The organism is Klebsiella sp. NPDC088457, assembly GCF_044900465.1.
Taxonomy (GTDB): domain Bacteria; phylum Pseudomonadota; class Gammaproteobacteria; order Enterobacterales; family Enterobacteriaceae; genus Klebsiella.
Map to the genome: position 1 here is coordinate 1 of NZ_JBJDNH010000053.1, position 17,351 is coordinate 17,351.

The window sequence follows — 17,351 nt, forward strand, 5'->3', positions numbered from 1 at the left end:
TTGAAAGATAAATGTGGAAGTGCATACCTGTACCGTTATCGCCAATCTTCGTTTTTGGCATGATGGTCGCTGTTTTAGCGTAGAGGTGTTCGACTTTATGAACCACATATTTGTAGATCTGAATTTCGTCCGCTTTTTTGGTCATGGTGTTAAAGCGGGTCGCGATTTCGTTCTGACCAGCGGTGGCCACTTCGTGGTGGTGAGCTTCAACAACCAGGCCCATCTCTTCCAGGATCATACACATGGTGGAACGGATGTCCTGAGAGGAGTCTACCGGCGGAACCGGGAAGTAACCGCCTTTCACGCCAGGACGGTGGCCTTTGTTACCACCTTCATATTTGGTGGCGGAGTTCCATGCGCCTTCGATATCATCGATAGCGACGTGGGAGCCAGAGATAGAGGCGCCAAAGCGGACGTCATCGAACAGGAAGAATTCTGGTTCTGGCCCGAACAGGACGGTGTCTGCCAGACCGGTAGAGCGCAGGTATTCTTCAGCGCGTTTCGCGATGGAGCGCGGATCGCGGTCATAGCCCTGCAGGGTGCCTGGTTCCAGGATATCGCAGCGGATGATCAGCGTCGGTTCTTCATAGAACGGGTCGATCAGCGCGGTGGTCGCATCCGGCATCAGAACCATGTCTGATTCGTTAATACCTTTCCAGCCGCCAATCGAGGAGCCATCAAACATTTTGCCTTCTTCGAAGAATTCGGCATTTACCTGATGAGAAGGAATCGTGACGTGCTGTTCTTTACCTTTGGTATCGGTGAAGCGCAGATCGACAAACTTCACTTCGTGCTCGTTCAGCATCGTCAAAACGTGTTCAGCGGACATACTTAAACTCTCCCGGATTGGTCATTGTCGTCGTGGTAACGAAAACTTTTTTACTACTTAATGTGGCGTTGTTGCCTTAAAATATATAAAGCGAAATCTGTGCCAACTTTTAAATTAGCGGTAAAACGCTGTATCATGCGCACCATAGTGCAAAAGAACTGCACCACGATGGAAATAATGCACCAAAATAGTGCCTTAGTGTGAACATTGAGCACTATTTTGGTGCAGTTTTTGTTGCGGTGCCCTTTTATCGCTCCGTGAAAGCGATCACAAAGAAACTCTGCAATACTTGTTTGCGGAGGATGTTTGTGATCCTGTTCAGTCCTTCGCTTATTACGTGTACAATAACGCGCTATTTCTAATGCCTGAGGCAAAGTTGTGATCGAAAATCTGCGTAACATCGCCATCATCGCGCACGTTGACCATGGTAAAACTACCCTGGTTGACAAGCTGCTCCAGCAATCCGGTACGTTCGATGCACGTGCCGAAACACAAGAGCGTGTGATGGACTCCAACGATTTGGAGAAAGAGCGTGGGATTACCATCCTCGCGAAAAACACCGCAATCAAATGGAATGATTACCGTATCAACATCGTTGATACTCCCGGGCACGCCGACTTCGGAGGTGAAGTTGAGCGTGTTATGTCCATGGTTGATTCTGTGCTGCTGGTGGTTGATGCCTTTGACGGTCCGATGCCGCAAACGCGCTTCGTCACCAAGAAAGCCTTTGCCCACGGCCTGAAGCCGATCGTGGTCATCAACAAGGTTGACCGTCCGGGCGCGCGCCCTGACTGGGTTGTCGATCAGGTCTTCGACCTGTTCGTTAACCTCGACGCTACTGATGAGCAGCTGGACTTCCCGATCGTTTATGCGTCTGCGCTGAACGGTATCGCGGGTCTGGACCACGAAGATATGGCGGAAGACATGACTCCGCTGTATCAGGCGATCGTTGACCACGTTCCGGCACCGAACGTCGATCTGGATGGCACTCTGCAGATGCAGATCTCCCAGCTGGACTACAACAACTATGTTGGTGTTATCGGTATCGGCCGCATTAAACGCGGTAAAGTGAAGCCGAACCAGCAGGTCACCATCATCGACAGCGAAGGCAAAACCCGTAACGGTAAAGTCGGTAAAGTGCTGACCCACCTGGGTCTGGAACGTATCGACAGCGACATCGCCGAAGCGGGCGATATCATTGCGATCACCGGCCTGGGCGAGCTGAACATCTCCGACACCATCTGCGACCCGCAGAATGTTGAAGCGCTGCCGGCACTGTCCGTTGATGAGCCGACCGTGACCATGTTCTTCAACGTCAACACCTCTCCGTTCTGCGGTAAAGAAGGGAAGTATGTGACCTCTCGTCAGATTCTCGACCGTCTGAACAAAGAGCTGGTCCACAACGTGGCGCTGCGTGTTGAAGAAACTCCGGATGCGGACGCATTCCGCGTTTCCGGTCGTGGTGAGCTGCACCTGTCTGTTCTGATCGAAAACATGCGTCGTGAAGGTTTCGAAATGGCGGTTTCCCGTCCGAAAGTTATCTTCCGCGAAATCGACGGCCGCAAACAAGAGCCGTTCGAGAACGTAACGCTGGACGTTGAAGAGCAGCATCAGGGTTCTGTCATGCAGGCCCTGGGTGAGCGTAAAGGCGACCTGAAAAACATGAATCCAGACGGCAAAGGCCGCGTACGTCTCGACTACGTGATCCCAAGCCGTGGTCTGATCGGCTTCCGTTCTGAATTCATGACCATGACTTCCGGTACCGGTCTGCTGTATTCCACCTTCAGCCATTACGACGATGTTCGTCCGGGTGACGTTGGTCAGCGTAACAACGGCGTACTGATCTCCAACGGTCAGGGCAAAGCGGTGGCCTTCGCCCTGTTCAGCCTGCAGGACCGCGGTAAGCTGTTCCTGGGACACGGTGCAGAAGTTTACGAAGGCCAGATCATCGGTATTCACAGTCGTTCTAACGACCTGACTGTCAACTGCCTGACCGGTAAGAAACTGACCAACATGCGTGCGTCCGGTACTGACGAAGCAACGGTTCTGGTTCCGCCGATCAAGATGACCCTGGAGCAAGCTCTGGAGTTCATCGATGACGACGAACTGGTAGAAGTGACCCCGCTTTCTATCCGTATCCGTAAACGTCACCTGACCGAGAACGATCGTAAACGCGCGATGCGCGGCGCGAAAGAAGACTAATTCTCGCTGCTTGTTGATGCCTGAACCCCGCCTCGATGGCGGGGTTTCTTTTTTTGGCGCAAAGCGCTCACCTCATAGTCAAACCCCTCCTTTCCCGCTACAGTTAATCTTCCACGGTGCGCAAGGAGACACAAATGCTCTATATCTTTGATTTAGGTAATGTGATTGTCGACATCGACTTCAACCGGGTGCTGGGGACATGGAGCGATTTCAGCCGCATCCCGCTCGCAACGCTGAAGCAGGATTTCACGATGGGCGAAGCGTTCCATCAGCACGAACGCGGTGAAATCAGCGATGAGGCCTTTGCCGAAGCGATGTGCCATGAAATGAATATGCCGCTGAGCTATGAGCAGTTTTCCCACGGCTGGCAGGCTGTTTTTGTTGCGCTGCGCCCGGAAGTCATCACCATCATGCAGACATTGCGCGAGCAGGGGCATCGCGTCGTGGTCCTGTCGAATACGAACCGTCTGCATACCACTTTCTGGTCGGATGAATACCCGCAGGTACGTGCCGCTGCCGATCGAATCTATCTTTCCCAGGAGATGGGAATGCGTAAACCCGAGCTGCGGATCTATCAAAGCGTCCTGCAGTCGGAAGGTTTTTCGCCGGCGGACACGGTCTTTTTTGACGATAACGCCGATAATATCGCGGGTGCTAACCAGCTGGGGATTACCAGTATTCTGGTGACCGGGAAGGAGACCATCCCTGACTACTTTGCGAAATAACTATGCTAAAAACCGTTCATCAAAAAGCAAAGCACTGGATCAGGCCCCTCCTGGCCTGGCTAAAACTGCTCTGGCGGCGTATTGATGAAGACAATATGACGACGCTGGCGGGAAACCTCGCCTACGTGTCGTTACTCTCCCTGGTGCCGCTGATCGCCGTGATTTTTGCGCTTTTCTCGGCATTTCCGATGTTTTCCGAGGTTAGTGCCCAGATTCGCCACTTCATCTTTGCTAACTTCATCCCGGCGACGGGGGATGTCATTCAGGGCTACATCGAACAGTTTGTCGCTAACTCCAGCCGGATGACGGCGGTGGGCGCCTTTGGGTTGATTGTGACCTCGCTGCTGCTGATGTATTCGATCGATAGCGCGCTGAATACCATCTGGCGCAGCGCGCGAACCCGGCCGAAAATTTACTCTTTTGCCGTGTACTGGATGATTCTGACGCTGGGGCCGCTGCTGGCGGGGGCAAGCCTGGCCATCAGCTCCTATCTGCTGTCACTACGCTGGGCCAGCGATCTGAACAGCGTGATTGATGACGTGCTGCGTATTTTCCCGCTGATTTTATCGTGGGCGGCGTTCTGGCTGCTGTACAGCATTGTGCCGACGACGCAGGTGGCAAATCGTGATGCGCTGGTGGGATCGCTGGTGGCGGCGCTGCTCTTTGAGGCGGGTAAAAAAGCGTTTGCCTTATATATCACCGCTTTCCCGTCGTATCAGCTGATTTACGGCGTGATAGCCGTGGTGCCTATTTTGTTTGTCTGGGTGTACTGGACGTGGTGTATCGTCTTGCTTGGGGCAGAAATTACTGTCACTCTCGAGGAATACCGCAAACTTAAAAAAGAAGAAACACAACAACTATGATTGCATTAATTCAACGCGTATCCCGTGCAAGCGTTACCGTGGAGGACGAAGTGACGGGTGAAATCGGCCCGGGGCTTCTGGTGTTACTGGGCGTTGAGAAAGACGATGATGAGCAAAAAGCGAATCGCCTGTGCGAGCGCGTGCTTGGCTATCGTATTTTCAGCGATACGGAAGGCAAAATGAACCTGAATGTTCAGCAGGCCGGCGGCAGCGTACTGGTGGTTTCACAGTTCACGCTGGCGGCGGATACTGAACGTGGCATGCGTCCGGGCTTTTCCAAAGGCGCAGCCCCTGACAAAGCGGAAGCGCTGTATGAATATTTCGTTACGCGCTGCCGCCAGCAGGAGATGAATACACAGACCGGGAGATTCGCTGCGGATATGCAGGTCTCGCTGGTTAATGATGGTCCTGTGACCTTTTGGTTGCAGGTATGAGCCAGCTTCCGGGCCGGCTGCGGGTAACAAAAGAGAGTACAGCTATGTATCACCTTCGTGTACCGCAAACAGAAGACGAACTAGAGAGCTACTATCAGTTCCGCTGGGAGATGCTGCGTAAGCCTCTGCATCAGCCTAAAGGGTCGGAGCGCGACGCCTGGGATGCGATGGCGCATCATCAGATGGTGGTCGATGAAGAGGGGAATCTGGTTGCCGTCGGGCGGTTGTATATCAACGCTGAGAATGAAGCCTCCATACGTTTTATGGCCGTACACCCTTCGGTGCAGGATAAAGGCCTTGGGACGCTGATGGCGATGACGCTGGAGTCCGTCGCCCGTCAGGAAGGGGTTAAGCGTGTGACCTGTAGCGCTCGCGAAGACGCGATGGATTTTTTTGCCAAGCTTGGTTTTGTTAACCAGGGCGAGATTACCACGCCGACCACCACGCCGATTCGCCACTTCCTGATGATTAAACCGATCGCCTCGCTGGACGATATTCTGCATCGCGGCGACTGGTGCGGGCAGCTACAGCAGGCCTGGTATCAGCACATTCCGCTCAGCGAAAAAATGGGCGTGCGCATTCAGCAGTACACCGGCAAAAATTTCATCACCACCATGCCTGAAGCCGGCAATCAGAATCCGCATCATACTCTGTTCGCCGGGAGTCTGTTTTCACTGGCGACGCTGACCGGCTGGGGGCTGATCTGGTTGATGCTGCGCGAGCGGCATTTAGGCGGCACGATTATCCTCGCCGATGCCCATATTCGCTATAGTCAGCCGATCAGCGGGCGCCCAAGCGCGGTTGCCGATCTGGGCTCGTTAAGCGGCGATCTCGATCGCCTGGCTCGCGGGCGCAAAGCGCGCGTGCAGCTGCAGGTCGAGCTGTTTGGCGATGAGAATCTGGGCGCCATTTTTGAAGGCATTTACATCGTCCTGCCGGCGAAGCCGTTTGGCTCGTATGAAGAGGGCGGTAACGAAGAAGAGTAACGCCCGCCCCTCATCTCATGAGGGCTGGCCTGGCGAGCGGACTCGCCAGGCGATATCCCGCATGGCATCGCGCGCCGCCTGGCTGACGCCTGCCAGCTGAAAGAAACCGTGAATCACTCCGAGGTAGCGCTGGCAGGTACAGGCCACGTTTTGCTCCGTCATCCGCTGGTACAGCGTTTCACCCTCATCACGCAGCGGGTCGTATTCGGCGGTCAGAATATGCACGGGCGGCAGACCGCTGAAGTCGTCACGCCACAGCGGGCTGGCCTCAGGGTGCGAAAATGCCGTGGAAGGCAGATACATTTCGTAGCCGCTCAGCAGCGTATCCCGGGTGATGATGTAATCGTTGCCGTTGCTGACGTAGCTGGCCGAACGGGCGGTCGCATCGAGCATGGGGTAAATCAGAATCAGCTGTGCGGGCTGCCAGCCCTGCGCGGCTTTCAGCCGTAGTGCGGTGATGAGGGCCAGATGCCCGCCCGCGCTGTCGCCGGCGAGCGTGACACGCGCTATGTCGATCCCAAGCCGCCCGGCATAGCGGTGGATAATCAAGGCCCCTTTTTCCGCATCATCATGCGCGGCGGGAAAGGTCTCTTCGGGAGCCAATCTGTACTGCACGGCAATCACCCGGCAGCCGCTGCTATACGCCAGTTGCCGAAGCTGCCGATCGTGGGTGGCGAACCCACCGCTGACAAAACAACCGCCGTGATAGTAGATGACGGCTGGCAGCACGCCCTCGGCATTGAGCGGCGATACCACGCGAAAAGTCATGTCTTCGAGCGTGATATCTTCTACCTGAACGCGGCTTTCAGCCTCTCCGGCCAGCACCGTACTGGCCACATAGCCTGCTCTCCGGTCATCAATATTCTGTTCTCGCGAAGAGGGACGTCCCGCGGCAATAAACTCGTCAACCAGTTGGCTAATGCCTTTTTCCAGTGCCATCTGTCACTCCTTTTTTCTGTATGGATATACAGCCTTATAGCCTGGTTGTTAGCAAAAGAAAATCGGGAACGCTGGCGACAGAGAGAGATAGGGTGAGAAAGGGCCACATCGACTCTCCTGTGGCCTTTGCGTGCGAGGCGTTGCGGTATGCCGGGTAACCTGCGTCACCCGGCATTACGAGGGGTTTTACTCCCCTTCACCCGGGAACATAAACGGGTTAATAGAACTTCTGGCAAAGCCTTCCTGCTCCATGTGGGCGTCCAGCACCAGCGAGGCGAGATCGTCGGCGACGGCCTCCACTTTCGGGTCTTTTTCCTGATACAGAATCTTCAGGTAAGTCCCGCAGTCGCCGCAGCTTTCGGCCTTAACCGCCGCCTGTTCATTATCCAGCGACCAGTAATGCAAATCGCGGCTCTGCTCGCAGTTACTGCACTTCACGCGCACCACGTGCCATTCGGTTTCGCACAGGTTGCAGTGCAGATAGCGCAAACCCTGCGTGGTGCCAATTTGCACCATGCTGGATACCGGCATCGAACCGCAAACCGGGCAAAACTGGCGCTGTTCGCCGTACTCGGCACGCGCTTTGCCTGGGATCAGGCTCGCCATCTGCGCCCAGTACAGCGATAGAGCGGCCCAGATAAACGGCGCCTTATCGCTACTGACCGAGGCAAAGTCGGAGACGAAAAGGGCGCTGGCCATCAGCTCCAGCTCTTGTTCCGAAGCCTTTTCCAGGTTTTCGATGACCGCCAGCGCCGGGCCGCTCATCTCTGGCTTCAGCTCGGCGATGAGCGAATGCAGCAGCTTATGCCAGTGCTTATCGCGCGGCAGTACGTGAATATCCAGCGGCGGCTTGCCCCGTTCGTTCGCCTCTTTGAGGCGCGCGGTCAGGTCCATCTGTAGCGGATGGTCGTAGAGCACCACTTCCTGGGCGTGAGCAATCAGCGCGGCAAAGCGCAGATAATCGCCCAGCGGGTTGCTCTCCGCCAGTTCGCGCAGACGTTCCGCGCGGCGGTTATAAAGATTTTTCAGCCTGGGGAACAGTAACGGCGGAATGTATTCCGCCGTGCGTTTCTCGCTCGAACCCAGCTCATCTTGCGGGATTATGCGAATACTCATTCAGTCTTGTTTTCCTGTTTCTGGCGAACCTCACGGTACCAGCGGGGGTGATGTTTCTTCGCCCATGTTTTGGTAACCCAGCCTTCCACCATCGCGGTAATGGTGCCTTTCACCCACAGGGCGGCGTAAATATGCACCATGATAACCACAATTAAGGCGACCGCGGCAAATGAATGCAGCATGAGCGCCAATCGGATTACCGGGATTGAGAACGCAGGCGCAAAATACGGACGCCAGATGATCACCCCGCTCACCAGCAGCAGAACCAGCAAAATAATCGCCGCCCAGAATACGCATTTCTGGCCGAAGTTATAGCGCCCGGTGTCACCTACCTCCTCGTTGACGACGATCTTACGAATATTCTTCGCCCAAAAGATATCATCCCGATTGATTAGGTTGTGGTGCCAGTAGCGGAAAAACATGATGATGAAGGAAGCAAACATGATCACGCCAACAAACGGGTGCAGTATTCGCGCCAGCTGCGGTGTACCCATGATGTGCATCAGCCAGTTGAAGGACGGGAAAAAGAATCCCAGCCCGCTGATTGCCGCCAGCACGAAGCAGAAGGCGGTCACCCAGTGGTTGATGCGTTCCGGCGCCGTGTAGCGCACGATGGTGTCACGTCTTTTCATTTGCGCACCTCGTCATTCTCTTCATGCAGGTTATCTTCTTCCTCGTCTGCGCGGTTCGGACCGACGCCGACATAGTGGAAGATACTGGCGGCGAAGGTGGCGGCAAAACCGACCGCCGCGAGCGGTTTCCAGATGCCTTTCCAGAACTTCACGGTGGCGCTGATTTCCGGGTTTTCCGGCAGACCGTGATACAGATTCGGCTTGTCGGCGTGGTGCAGCACGTACATCACGTGCGTACCGCCGACGCCGGCCGGATCGTACAGGCCCGCGTTATCATACCCGCGGGTTTTCAGTTCGGCGACGCGCTCGCCGGCCAGCACTTTCATATCCTCTTTGGAGCCAAAGTGGATAGCGCCGGTCGGGCAGGTTTTCACACACGCCGGCTCCTGGCCGACGGAAACACGGTCTACGCACAGCGTACATTTGTAGACGCGGTTGTCTTCCGGGTTGAGTCGCGGCACGTCGAACGGACAGCCGGCGATGCAGTAGCCGCAGCCGATGCACTGCTCGGACTGGAAGTCGACAATACCGTTGGCATACTGAATGATCGCGCCTTCCGAGGGACACGCCTTCAGGCAGCCCGGATCGGCGCAGTGCATACAGCCATCCTTACGGATCAGCCACTCCAGTTTGTCGTTCTGCTCCACTTCCGAGAAACGCATCACCGTCCACGATTTGGCGGTTAGATCCGCCGGGTTATCGTACACCCCGACGTTGTGACCGACTTCATCACGGATGTCATTCCATTCTGAACAAGCGACCTGACAGGCCTTACAGCCGATACAGGTGGTCACGTCGATAAGCTTCGCGACTTCCTGCTGGTGGTCCCGCGCCTGCGGCGCGGGAGTGAAACCGTTAGTCGCGGAACGACGAATGATGTCTTGCGATTGATAAGCCATAAGTCGTCTCCGTTACACCTTTTCCACGTTCACGAGGAAGGCTTTAAACTCCGGCGTTTGCGTGTTCGCATCGCCGACGAACGGCGTCAGCGTGTTGGCGATAAAGCCTTTCTTCGCCACCCCTTCATAGCCCCAGTGGATAGGAATACCGATAGTATCGATATCCTTGCCGTCCACTTTCAGCGTGCGAATGCGCTTGGTCACCACCGCCTTGGCTTTGATATAGCCGCGGTTGGAGGAGACTTTGACGGTATCGCCATGGCCGATACCAAGCTTGTTCGCCAGCTTCTCGCCGATTTCCACGAACTGTTCCGGCTGCGCGATCGCGTTGAGCAACGCGTGCTTGGTCCAGTAGTGGAAGTGCTCGGTGAGACGATAGGTGGTACCGACGTACGGGAACCTATCCGCTTTCCCCATCTGTTCCAGGTCGCCGCTGAAGACGCGGGCGGCCGGGTTGGAGACGACATTCGGGTGCAGCGGGTTGGTACCCAGCGGCGTTTCGAACGGCTCGTAGTGTTCCGGGAACGGCCCCTCCGCCATCTTATCGAGGGCGAACAGGCGGCCCATCCCTTCAGGCTGCATGATAAACGGCCCGACATCGCTGCCCGGCGCTGCCGCGCTGTAGTCCGGAATATCCATACCGGTCCATTTGGCGCCATCCCATTTCAGAATCTGACGTTTCGGATCCCACGGTTTACCCTGCGGGTCCGCGGAGGCGCGGTTATACAGGATGCGGCGGTTGAGCGGCCACGCCCAGGCCCAGCCCAGCGTATTACCCAGTCCTGACGGGTCGGCGTTATCGCGGCGGGCCATCTGGTTGCCTTCCGGCGTCCAGCTCCCGGCGAAGATCCAGCAGCCGCTGGAGGTGGTGCCGTCATCGCGCAGCTGCGCAAAAGAGCTGAGCTGCTGGCCTTTCTTCACCACCACCGCGCCGGTGACCGGGTCGGTCAGGTCCGCCAGCGCCTTACCGTTGCTCTCCATCGCCACTTCTTCCGAAGCCGGTTCGTGCGGCGTGGAGTAGTCCCACGTCATATTCAACACCGGTTCTGGCGTCGGGCCGCCTTCTTCGGCGTACATTTTCCGCAGGCGTAAGAAGATACCGGCCAGAATTTCACCATCGGTGGTCGCAATCCCCGGGGCGTCCGCGCCTTTCCAGTGCCACTGCAGCCAACGCCCGGAGTTGACGATAGAACCGTTCTCTTCGGCGAAGCAGGTGGAGGGCAGGCGGAAGACTTCGGTCTGGATTTTCGCCGGGTCAACATCGTTCGACTCACCGTGGTTTTGCCAGAAGGTAGAGGTTTCGGTGTTGAGCGGATCGATGGTCACCAGAAACTTCAGTTTCGACAGCGACTCGACGACCTTGTTTTTATTCGGGAACGATGCGACCGGGTTAAAGCCCTGGCACAGATAGCCGTTCACTTTGCCCTGGTGCATCATGTCGAAGTACTGCAGCACGTCGTAACTCTTATCCCACTTCGGCAGCCAGTCGAAGCCCCAGCTGTTCTCAGCCGTCGCTTTATCGCCAAAGAAGGCCTTCATCATCGAGACGAAGAATTTCGGATAGTTGCCCCAGTAGTTCACCTGATCTTTCAGCAGCGGTTTCGGCGTGTTGGCGGTCAGGTAGGTTTGCAGGTCGGCCTGTTTTTCGCCTGGCAGGTTCATATAACCCGGCAGGCTGGTGGAGAGCAGTCCCAGGTCGGTCAGCCCCTGAATATTAGAGTGACCGCGCAGGGCGTTCACGCCGCCGCCGGCCATCCCCATATTGCCGAGCAGCAGCTGAATCATCGCCATTGTACGGATGTTCTGCGCCCCGATAGAGTGCTGCGTCCAGCCGAGAGCGTAGAGGAATGACGCGGTTTTATCCGGCGCGCTGGTTTCGGCGATGAACTCGCAGACTTTCAGGAAGTCGGCCTTTGGCGTACCGCAGATATTTTCCACGACGTCCGGGGTATAGCGGGAAACGTGCTGTTTCAGCAGGTTCCATACGCAGCGCGGATGTTGCAGAGAGGTATCGCGTTTGGCGAAGCCGTTTTCATCCAGCTCATAGTTCCAGCTGGTCTTATCGTAGCTGCGTTTTTCCGCGTTATAGCCGCTGAACAGGCCATCGTCGAAGCTGTAATCCTCACGCACGATCAGGCTGGCGTTGGTATAGGCTTCGGTGTACTCGCGGTTGAATTTTTCGTTATTCAACAGGTACAGGATAACGCCTGACAGGAAGGTAATGTCAGTCCCGGAACGAATCGGGGTATAGAAGTCGGCTACCGACGCGGTACGCGTAAAGCGTGGGTCGATAACAATCAGCTTCGCGCCGTTGTGAATTTTGGCTTCCATCGCCCAGCGGAACCCTACCGGGTGCGCTTCAGCGGCATTACCGCCCATTACCACGATCAGGTTGGCGTTTTTAATGTCAACCCAGTGGTTGGTCATCGCACCGCGACCAAATGTTGGAGCAAGACTTGCTACCGTTGGTCCGTGTCAGACGCGCGCCTGGTTGTCGACCGCGAGCATACCGAGCGCGCGGGTGAATTTCTGCGTTAAATAGCCGGTTTCGTTACTTGATGCGGAGGCGCACAGCATCCCGGTGGTCAACCAGCGGTTGACGGTGGTGCCGGCGTCGTTTTGCGCAATAAAGTTGGCATCGCGGTCTTCTTTCATCAGCTTCGCGATGCGATCGAACGCTTCATCCCAGCTGATTTGCTGCCATTTGTCGGAGCCTGGCGCGCGATATTCCGGGAATTTCAGGCGGCTTTCGGAATGGATAAAGTCTACCAGTCCCGCCCCTTTCGGGCAGAGCGCACCACGGTTGACCGGATGGTCTGGGTCACCTTCGATATGAAATATGGATGCTTTGGCGTTTTTTGCACCGTCACCGAGGCTATACATTAACAGCCCACAACCGACAGAACAGTACGTACAGGTGTTACGGGTTTCACGGGTACGCAGCAGCTTATATTGCCGGGTTTCCGCGAGCGCAGCGCCTGGGGCAAAACCCAGCGCTGCAGCCGTTGTGCCTGCCATACCGCCAGCGCAGATCTTAAAGAACTGCCTTCTGCTGACCTGCATGGTTCACTCCTTGTATCGACATTGTCACATGTAGTTATTTACTTTGCGGTAAGGGTCGCAAAGGTTCAGAATTGGGGGTGATCACCCTTTTACTTGAAGGGGTATGTAAAGAATACCACATTGTGTGTATGCCTGTTCCAATACGGTTAAGACAAAGTGAATAAGAACCCTCATCAACAAGTTGGAAATGTGACGAATATCACAGGTTACCGTCAGGTCACGCTCTGGAAGCGCGAGAATTTGCAACATCCTCAGTCTGACGAGTTAGCGGAGGAGGTTCCCGTTGCGCTGGTCTATAACGGCATCTCACACGTCGTGATGATGGCCTCTCCCAGCGATCTTGAACGGTTTGCCGTGGGGTTTTCGTTATCCGAAGGGATTATCGAAAACCGACGAGAGATCTACGGGATGGAGGTGGTGCAGGCATGCAACGGTCTGGAAGTGCAGATTGAGCTCTCCAGCCGCCGTTTTATGGGGCTTAAAGAGCGTCGGCGCGCGCTGGCCGGGCGAACGGGCTGCGGTGTATGTGGCGTTGAGCAGTTAAATGATATCGGCAGGCCGGTGAAACCATTACCTTTTACACAAACCTTCAACCTGGCGCATCTCGATCGCGCGCTGGAGCATCTGAATGATGTTCAGCCGATCGGTCGGGTGACCGGATGTACTCATGCGGCGGCGTGGCTGCGTCCGTCCGGTGAGCTGGCGGGCGGGCATGAAGATGTCGGTCGTCACGTGGCGCTGGATAAACTGCTTGGCCGGCGTGTGGAGGAGGGGGACGACTGGCAGCACGGGGCGGCGTTAGTCTCCAGCCGTGCCAGCTACGAGATGGTGCAGAAGGCGGCGATGTGCGGCGTCGAGATTCTGTTTGCCGTTTCCGCTGCCACCGCTCTGGCGGTAGAAGTGGCGGAACGTTGTAACCTGACGCTGGTGGGTTTTTGCAAGCCAGGCAGGGCAACGATTTACACCCATCCGCAGCGGTTAATCGCGGCTTAAATTTAAGTCAGTTTTTTTGAATGATGACAACAAATCCTTCTGCTTTTTGTTCGGCGATGTGAGGGCTATTATTTATCACATCAAGGCACAGCGCCTTATCCAAACAACTAACGTAAAGGGTTTATCTCATGAAAAGCATCAAAACTTTTGTCGAAGTTATCGCTCTGGCCGCTTCTTTTGGCTCCTTCGCTGCGCAGTCTGTCAGCGCTAGCGCGTCGACAATGGACGGTGCAGAAGCGAAAATCGCCGCCCAGGCTCAGGCCGCAGGTGCATCGTCTTACACCATCACCGAAGCCTTCACCGGTAACCGTGTACATATGACGGCAGAACTGAACAAATAAGCGTATTCCAGAGGGAGTATTGCTCCAGTCGAAAGAGCGCCTACGGGCGCTTTTTTAGTGAATGCCCGCCAGACGCAGCAGCGCTGTGGCTACGGCCGCCGCGATAATCACCACGATCAGCGGCATCTTACGCCAGGCGAGAAAAACGGCGCAGCCGACCCCCAGCACCCGTGCCATGCCGGCAAAATGTTCACCCTCATAAAAGGTGGTGGCCAGGGCGACCGAAAACAGCAATACCGTTGCGGCGTCAGACAGTAGCGCCTGAGAACGTTCAGAGAGCGCTAAGCGATTGCCGAGTTTCGCCCCGCCGAGACGCATCAAATAGGTCCCTCCCGATAGAATCGCCATGCCGACGATCAACAGCGTGATGTGAGCCATTATTTTTTCCTCGTCATTAAGCCCAGCAGAGAGAGCAGTACCGGCAAGCCTGGCGGGGCAAAAGGCACCGCGGCGAGAGATAACGCGGCACCGCTACAGGCCCGGATCAGGGTCGTGCGGTTTTTAAACGCCGGTACCACCAGGGCCAGCAGAATGGCGGGGAACACCGCATCCAGGCCGATGGTTTCCGGGGCGGGCAACAGTTTGCCGACCATGGCGCCGAGTAGCGCTCCCGCGGGCCATAAAATCGCCACGCCCAGCCCGCACAGCCAGTAGGCGGCTTTACGCTGCTCCGGCGTTTTTTGTGATAAGCCGAACACCACGCTTTCATCATTCATAATGTGGCAGCCCAACAGGCTGGCGCCGCGCTTGCCGACCAGGTCGCGTACCGTGACGCCAAACGGCACATGCCGGGCGTTAACCAGTAAGCCTGCGGCAGCGGCCGCCAGCGGGTTACCGCCGCTGGCTACGATGCCGATAAACATAAATTCCGATGCGCCTGCCAGCACGGAAACAGAGAGCACGAACGGTACCCACAGCGGGAAACCATAGGCCATCGCCAGCGAGCCATAGGACATGCCGACGATGCCGACCGCCAGGCATACTAAAAATATCGCTTTTAGCGTGTCTCCTTTGAGACGAGAGAAATATTGCCGCATACATTTTAGCCATATCGAACGAATTTCCATTATAATGAACGCAACACTATCGACTTTCAAGTCGAACGAATCGTTCGATATAAAAAACACGGAGCCGTGTATGACACCGCCAATCAGCCTGATTGCCAAAAGTCTGGTGCGCGAGCGTGCGAGAACCGGTCTCTCGCTGGCAGAAGTCGCGCGCCGGGCGGGGATTGCCAAATCAACGTTATCGCAGCTGGAATCCGCTAACGGCAACCCGAGCCTGGAAACCCTGTGGGCGCTCTGTGTCGCGCTCGATATTCCTTTTGCCCGGCTGCTGGAGCCGCAGACGCAAAAAACGCAGGTATTGCGTCGCGGTGAAGGAACAAAAGTGGTGGCTGAACAGGCCCACTATCAGGCCATCCTGCTGGCTACCTGCCCGCCGGGCGCCCGTCGCGATATCTATTTATTGTTGACCCAGCCTGGCGCTGACCGGGTCTCGCACCCGCATCCGCCGGGTTCGGTTGAACACATCATTATCACCCAGGGGCGGGCGCGGGTTGGCTTGACCGAAGCCCCGGAAGAGCTGGGTGAGGGGGACTACATCTGCTATCCGGCGGATCAGGAACATCTCTTCCAGGCGCTGGAGCCGGATACCCAGGCCATCCTGGTTGCCGAGCAAAACTAGCCTGCTGCCGGGATTTGGGCATGCGGTTTCCGCGGAGGGACGTGGAAGTATGTTGTCGGGCGATGGCGCAGCAAAACGACGTCCCGAAAGCCAGGGCGTCGTTTGTTCAGGCGGTAGATTGTGTGATTCAGTCGAGATAAAACACTTCTTTTAGCTCCGCGCTGAGCGGGCTGTTGTCCGGATTAGCAGGCATCACGTCGCGCATATGTCGCCACCAGCGCTGGCACACTTCGGTACCGGCGACGGCATTCCAGCGCTCTTCCGATTCAATCTCCACCGTGGCGAACAGCAGGTGGCGTGCTTTATCGAGATAAATCGCGTAATGATGCGCCCCGTGGGCCTTCAGCACGTCTTCCAGCTCCGGCCAAATCGGAGCGTGGCGGCGCTGATACTCTTCGTGCGCCTCGGGATGCACCTGCATCACAAAAGCTTTACGAATCATAATGCCTCCAGATACAGCTCACGAACTTCATCGCGGCTGGCGGCGCGTGGATTGCACGGCGCGCAGGGGTCGGCCAACGCCTTGTCCAGCCAGCCTTCGATATCGGTTTTGCTGACGCCGAGCTGGCTGAAGCCCTGCGGAATACCGACGCGTTTGCTCAGCGCGCGGATGGCGTTGATGGCCTCCATGCTGGCGGCTTCATCGCTCATGCTGCGGGTATCGACGCCCATCGCCTGCGCGACGCGGGCAAAGCGGGCGATGGCGTTCGGGCGGTTAAAGTTTTCGATGATCGGCAGCAGGATAGCGTTGCACACGCCGTGCGGCAGGTTGTGGGTTGCCCCCGGTTGGTGGGCCAGCGCGTGGACCAGGCCGAGACCGGCGCTGTTGAATGCCATTCCCGCCAGATATTGACCAAAAGCCATCTGCTCGCGGGCTTCGAGGTTATGCCCGTCGGCAACCGCTTCCGGCAGCCACAGGTTTATCAGGCGAATCGCTTCCAGCGCGTTGGCATCGGTGAGCGGGTGGGCGCCAACGGAAACGAAGGCTTCAATAGCGTGGGTCAGCGCGTCCATGCCGGTGGCGGCGGTGATTGAGGCCGGGATATCCAGCATCACGCTGGCATCGTCCACGGCAATATCCGGGATAATATTGGGGTCGATAATGACCTCCTTCACCTGGCGTTCAGAGTCGATGATCACCGCATTGCTGGTCATCTCAGCCGCCGTTCCGGCGGTGGTGTTGATCGCCACCAGCGGTACGCCGGCGTTTTTCACCTTACCGACGCCGGCGTAGGCGGTGGACGGAGCCGGGTTGGCGGTCAGGATTTTCACCGCTTTGGCGGTATCAATCGGGCTGCCGCCGCCAAAGGCGATAATAAAGTTGCAGTTTGCTTTCCGGTACGCCGTATAGCCCTTTTGCACCAGCGCTTCGGTCGGATTAGGGAAGACGTCATCAAACAGATGATAAGACATCTGCCGGGCGTCCAGCGCGGCGAACAGGCTGTCGAGCAGGCCCATTTTTACCAGATGGCCGTCGGTGACGATCAGCGCCTTGCCCCACCGTTTACCTGCGACCAGATTGACCATATCGCCAATGGCGCCCGCGCCGTGGAGGCTGATTTTGGGTAGTGCCAGCATAAAGCTCATGATAATTCTCCTTGATCTCTATTTTGTGAAATCCGTTTTCCCTCGCCCCGTTCCTC

Annotated in this window: 18 protein-coding genes; 8 read left to right on the forward strand and 10 right to left on the reverse strand. The window is 56.4% G+C overall.

Annotation, left to right across the window (positions count from 1 at the left end):
• Positions 1–829 (reverse strand): glutamine synthetase beta-grasp domain-containing protein (locus ACI2JR_RS24285; protein ID WP_462479657.1); only part of this gene is annotated, 829 nt, incomplete at its 3' end.
• 378 nt (positions 830–1,207) lie between these two features.
• Between ACI2JR_RS24285 and typA the strand changes: the two genes are divergently transcribed.
• The 5 genes from typA (at position 1,208) to fabY (ending at position 6,039) form a co-directional block, all read left to right on the forward strand.
• On the forward strand, positions 1,208–3,031 hold the full coding sequence (gene typA / locus ACI2JR_RS24290) for a ribosome-dependent GTPase TypA (RefSeq protein WP_132731779.1): 1,824 nt from the start codon (positions 1,208–1,210) through the stop codon (positions 3,029–3,031).
• A 134-nt stretch (positions 3,032–3,165) separates the two neighbouring features.
• On the forward strand, positions 3,166–3,756 hold the full coding sequence (gene yihX / locus ACI2JR_RS24295; protein WP_462479658.1) for a glucose-1-phosphatase: 591 nt from the start codon (positions 3,166–3,168) through the stop codon (positions 3,754–3,756).
• Positions 3,757–3,758: 2 nt separating this feature from the next.
• Positions 3,759–4,619: a virulence factor BrkB family protein gene (locus ACI2JR_RS24300; protein WP_132731781.1), complete on the forward strand. Its 861-nt coding sequence runs from the start codon at positions 3,759–3,761 to the stop codon at positions 4,617–4,619.
• A complete protein-coding gene (gene dtd / locus ACI2JR_RS24305) occupies positions 4,616–5,053 on the forward strand; it encodes a D-aminoacyl-tRNA deacylase (RefSeq protein ID WP_132731782.1) in 438 nt (145 codons plus the stop codon). Before ACI2JR_RS24300 ends, dtd begins: the two co-directional genes overlap by 4 nt.
• A 44-nt stretch (positions 5,054–5,097) precedes the next feature.
• A complete protein-coding gene (fabY, locus tag ACI2JR_RS24310) occupies positions 5,098–6,039 on the forward strand; it encodes a fatty acid biosynthesis protein FabY (protein WP_165905795.1) in 942 nt (313 codons plus the stop codon).
• 15 nt (positions 6,040–6,054) lie between these two features.
• On the opposite strand, the gene ACI2JR_RS24315 is transcribed toward fabY, so the two are convergent.
• The 5 genes from ACI2JR_RS24315 to fdnG all read right to left on the reverse strand — a co-directional run bounded on the left by ACI2JR_RS24315 (position 6,055) and on the right by fdnG (position 12,688).
• Positions 6,055–6,978 carry an alpha/beta hydrolase gene (locus ACI2JR_RS24315; RefSeq protein WP_462479659.1) on the reverse strand — a complete coding sequence of 308 codons (924 nt, stop codon included), beginning with the start codon at positions 6,976–6,978 and terminating at the stop codon, positions 6,055–6,057.
• Positions 6,979–7,164: 186 nt separating this feature from the next.
• Positions 7,165–8,094, reverse strand: a complete 930-nt coding sequence (gene fdhE, locus ACI2JR_RS24320; protein WP_132731785.1) for a formate dehydrogenase accessory protein FdhE — start codon at positions 8,092–8,094, stop codon at positions 7,165–7,167.
• Positions 8,091–8,726, reverse strand: a complete 636-nt coding sequence (gene fdoI, locus ACI2JR_RS24325) for a formate dehydrogenase cytochrome b556 subunit (RefSeq protein ID WP_132731786.1) — start codon at positions 8,724–8,726, stop codon at positions 8,091–8,093. Before fdoI ends, fdhE begins: the two co-directional genes overlap by 4 nt.
• Positions 8,723–9,625, reverse strand: coding sequence for a formate dehydrogenase subunit beta (gene fdxH, locus ACI2JR_RS24330; protein ID WP_132731787.1), 903 nt, complete (start codon positions 9,623–9,625; stop codon positions 8,723–8,725). The genes fdoI and fdxH overlap by 4 nt, the downstream gene beginning before the upstream one ends.
• A 12-nt stretch (positions 9,626–9,637) precedes the next feature.
• Positions 9,638–12,688, reverse strand: coding sequence for a formate dehydrogenase-N subunit alpha (fdnG, locus tag ACI2JR_RS24335; RefSeq protein ID WP_462479660.1), 3,051 nt, complete (start codon positions 12,686–12,688; stop codon positions 9,638–9,640).
• A 156-nt stretch (positions 12,689–12,844) separates the two neighbouring features.
• On the opposite strand from fdnG, the gene fdhD reads away from it, so the two are divergent.
• On the forward strand, positions 12,845–13,681 hold the full coding sequence (gene fdhD / locus ACI2JR_RS24340) for a formate dehydrogenase accessory sulfurtransferase FdhD (protein WP_462479661.1): 837 nt from the start codon (positions 12,845–12,847) through the stop codon (positions 13,679–13,681).
• Positions 13,682–13,809: 128 nt separating this feature from the next.
• Entirely contained in the window at positions 13,810–14,022 is a 213-nt protein-coding gene (locus ACI2JR_RS24345) for a YdgH/BhsA/McbA-like domain containing protein (RefSeq protein ID WP_462479662.1), read from the forward strand.
• A 54-nt stretch (positions 14,023–14,076) separates the two neighbouring features.
• Here ACI2JR_RS24345 and ACI2JR_RS24350 read toward each other — a convergent pair whose 3' ends face one another.
• A complete protein-coding gene (locus ACI2JR_RS24350; RefSeq protein WP_132731791.1) occupies positions 14,077–14,400 on the reverse strand; it encodes an AzlD domain-containing protein in 324 nt (107 codons plus the stop codon).
• Entirely contained in the window at positions 14,400–15,059 is a 660-nt protein-coding gene (locus ACI2JR_RS24355; protein WP_462479663.1) for an AzlC family ABC transporter permease, read from the reverse strand. The genes ACI2JR_RS24350 and ACI2JR_RS24355 overlap by 1 nt, the downstream gene beginning before the upstream one ends.
• Positions 15,060–15,159: 100 nt before the next feature.
• Between ACI2JR_RS24355 and ACI2JR_RS24360 the strand changes: the two genes are divergently transcribed.
• Entirely contained in the window at positions 15,160–15,708 is a 549-nt protein-coding gene (locus tag ACI2JR_RS24360) for a helix-turn-helix domain-containing protein (RefSeq protein ID WP_132731793.1), read from the forward strand.
• Positions 15,709–15,835: 127 nt separating this feature from the next.
• On the opposite strand, the gene rhaM is transcribed toward ACI2JR_RS24360, so the two are convergent.
• Both rhaM and fucO read right to left on the reverse strand, forming a co-directional pair.
• Positions 15,836–16,150 carry an L-rhamnose mutarotase gene (gene rhaM, locus ACI2JR_RS24365; protein ID WP_132731794.1) on the reverse strand — a complete coding sequence of 105 codons (315 nt, stop codon included), beginning with the start codon at positions 16,148–16,150 and terminating at the stop codon, positions 15,836–15,838.
• A complete protein-coding gene (gene fucO / locus ACI2JR_RS24370; RefSeq protein WP_132731795.1) occupies positions 16,147–17,295 on the reverse strand; it encodes a lactaldehyde reductase in 1,149 nt (382 codons plus the stop codon). Before fucO ends, rhaM begins: the two co-directional genes overlap by 4 nt.
• Positions 17,296–17,351 lie beyond the last annotated feature (56 nt).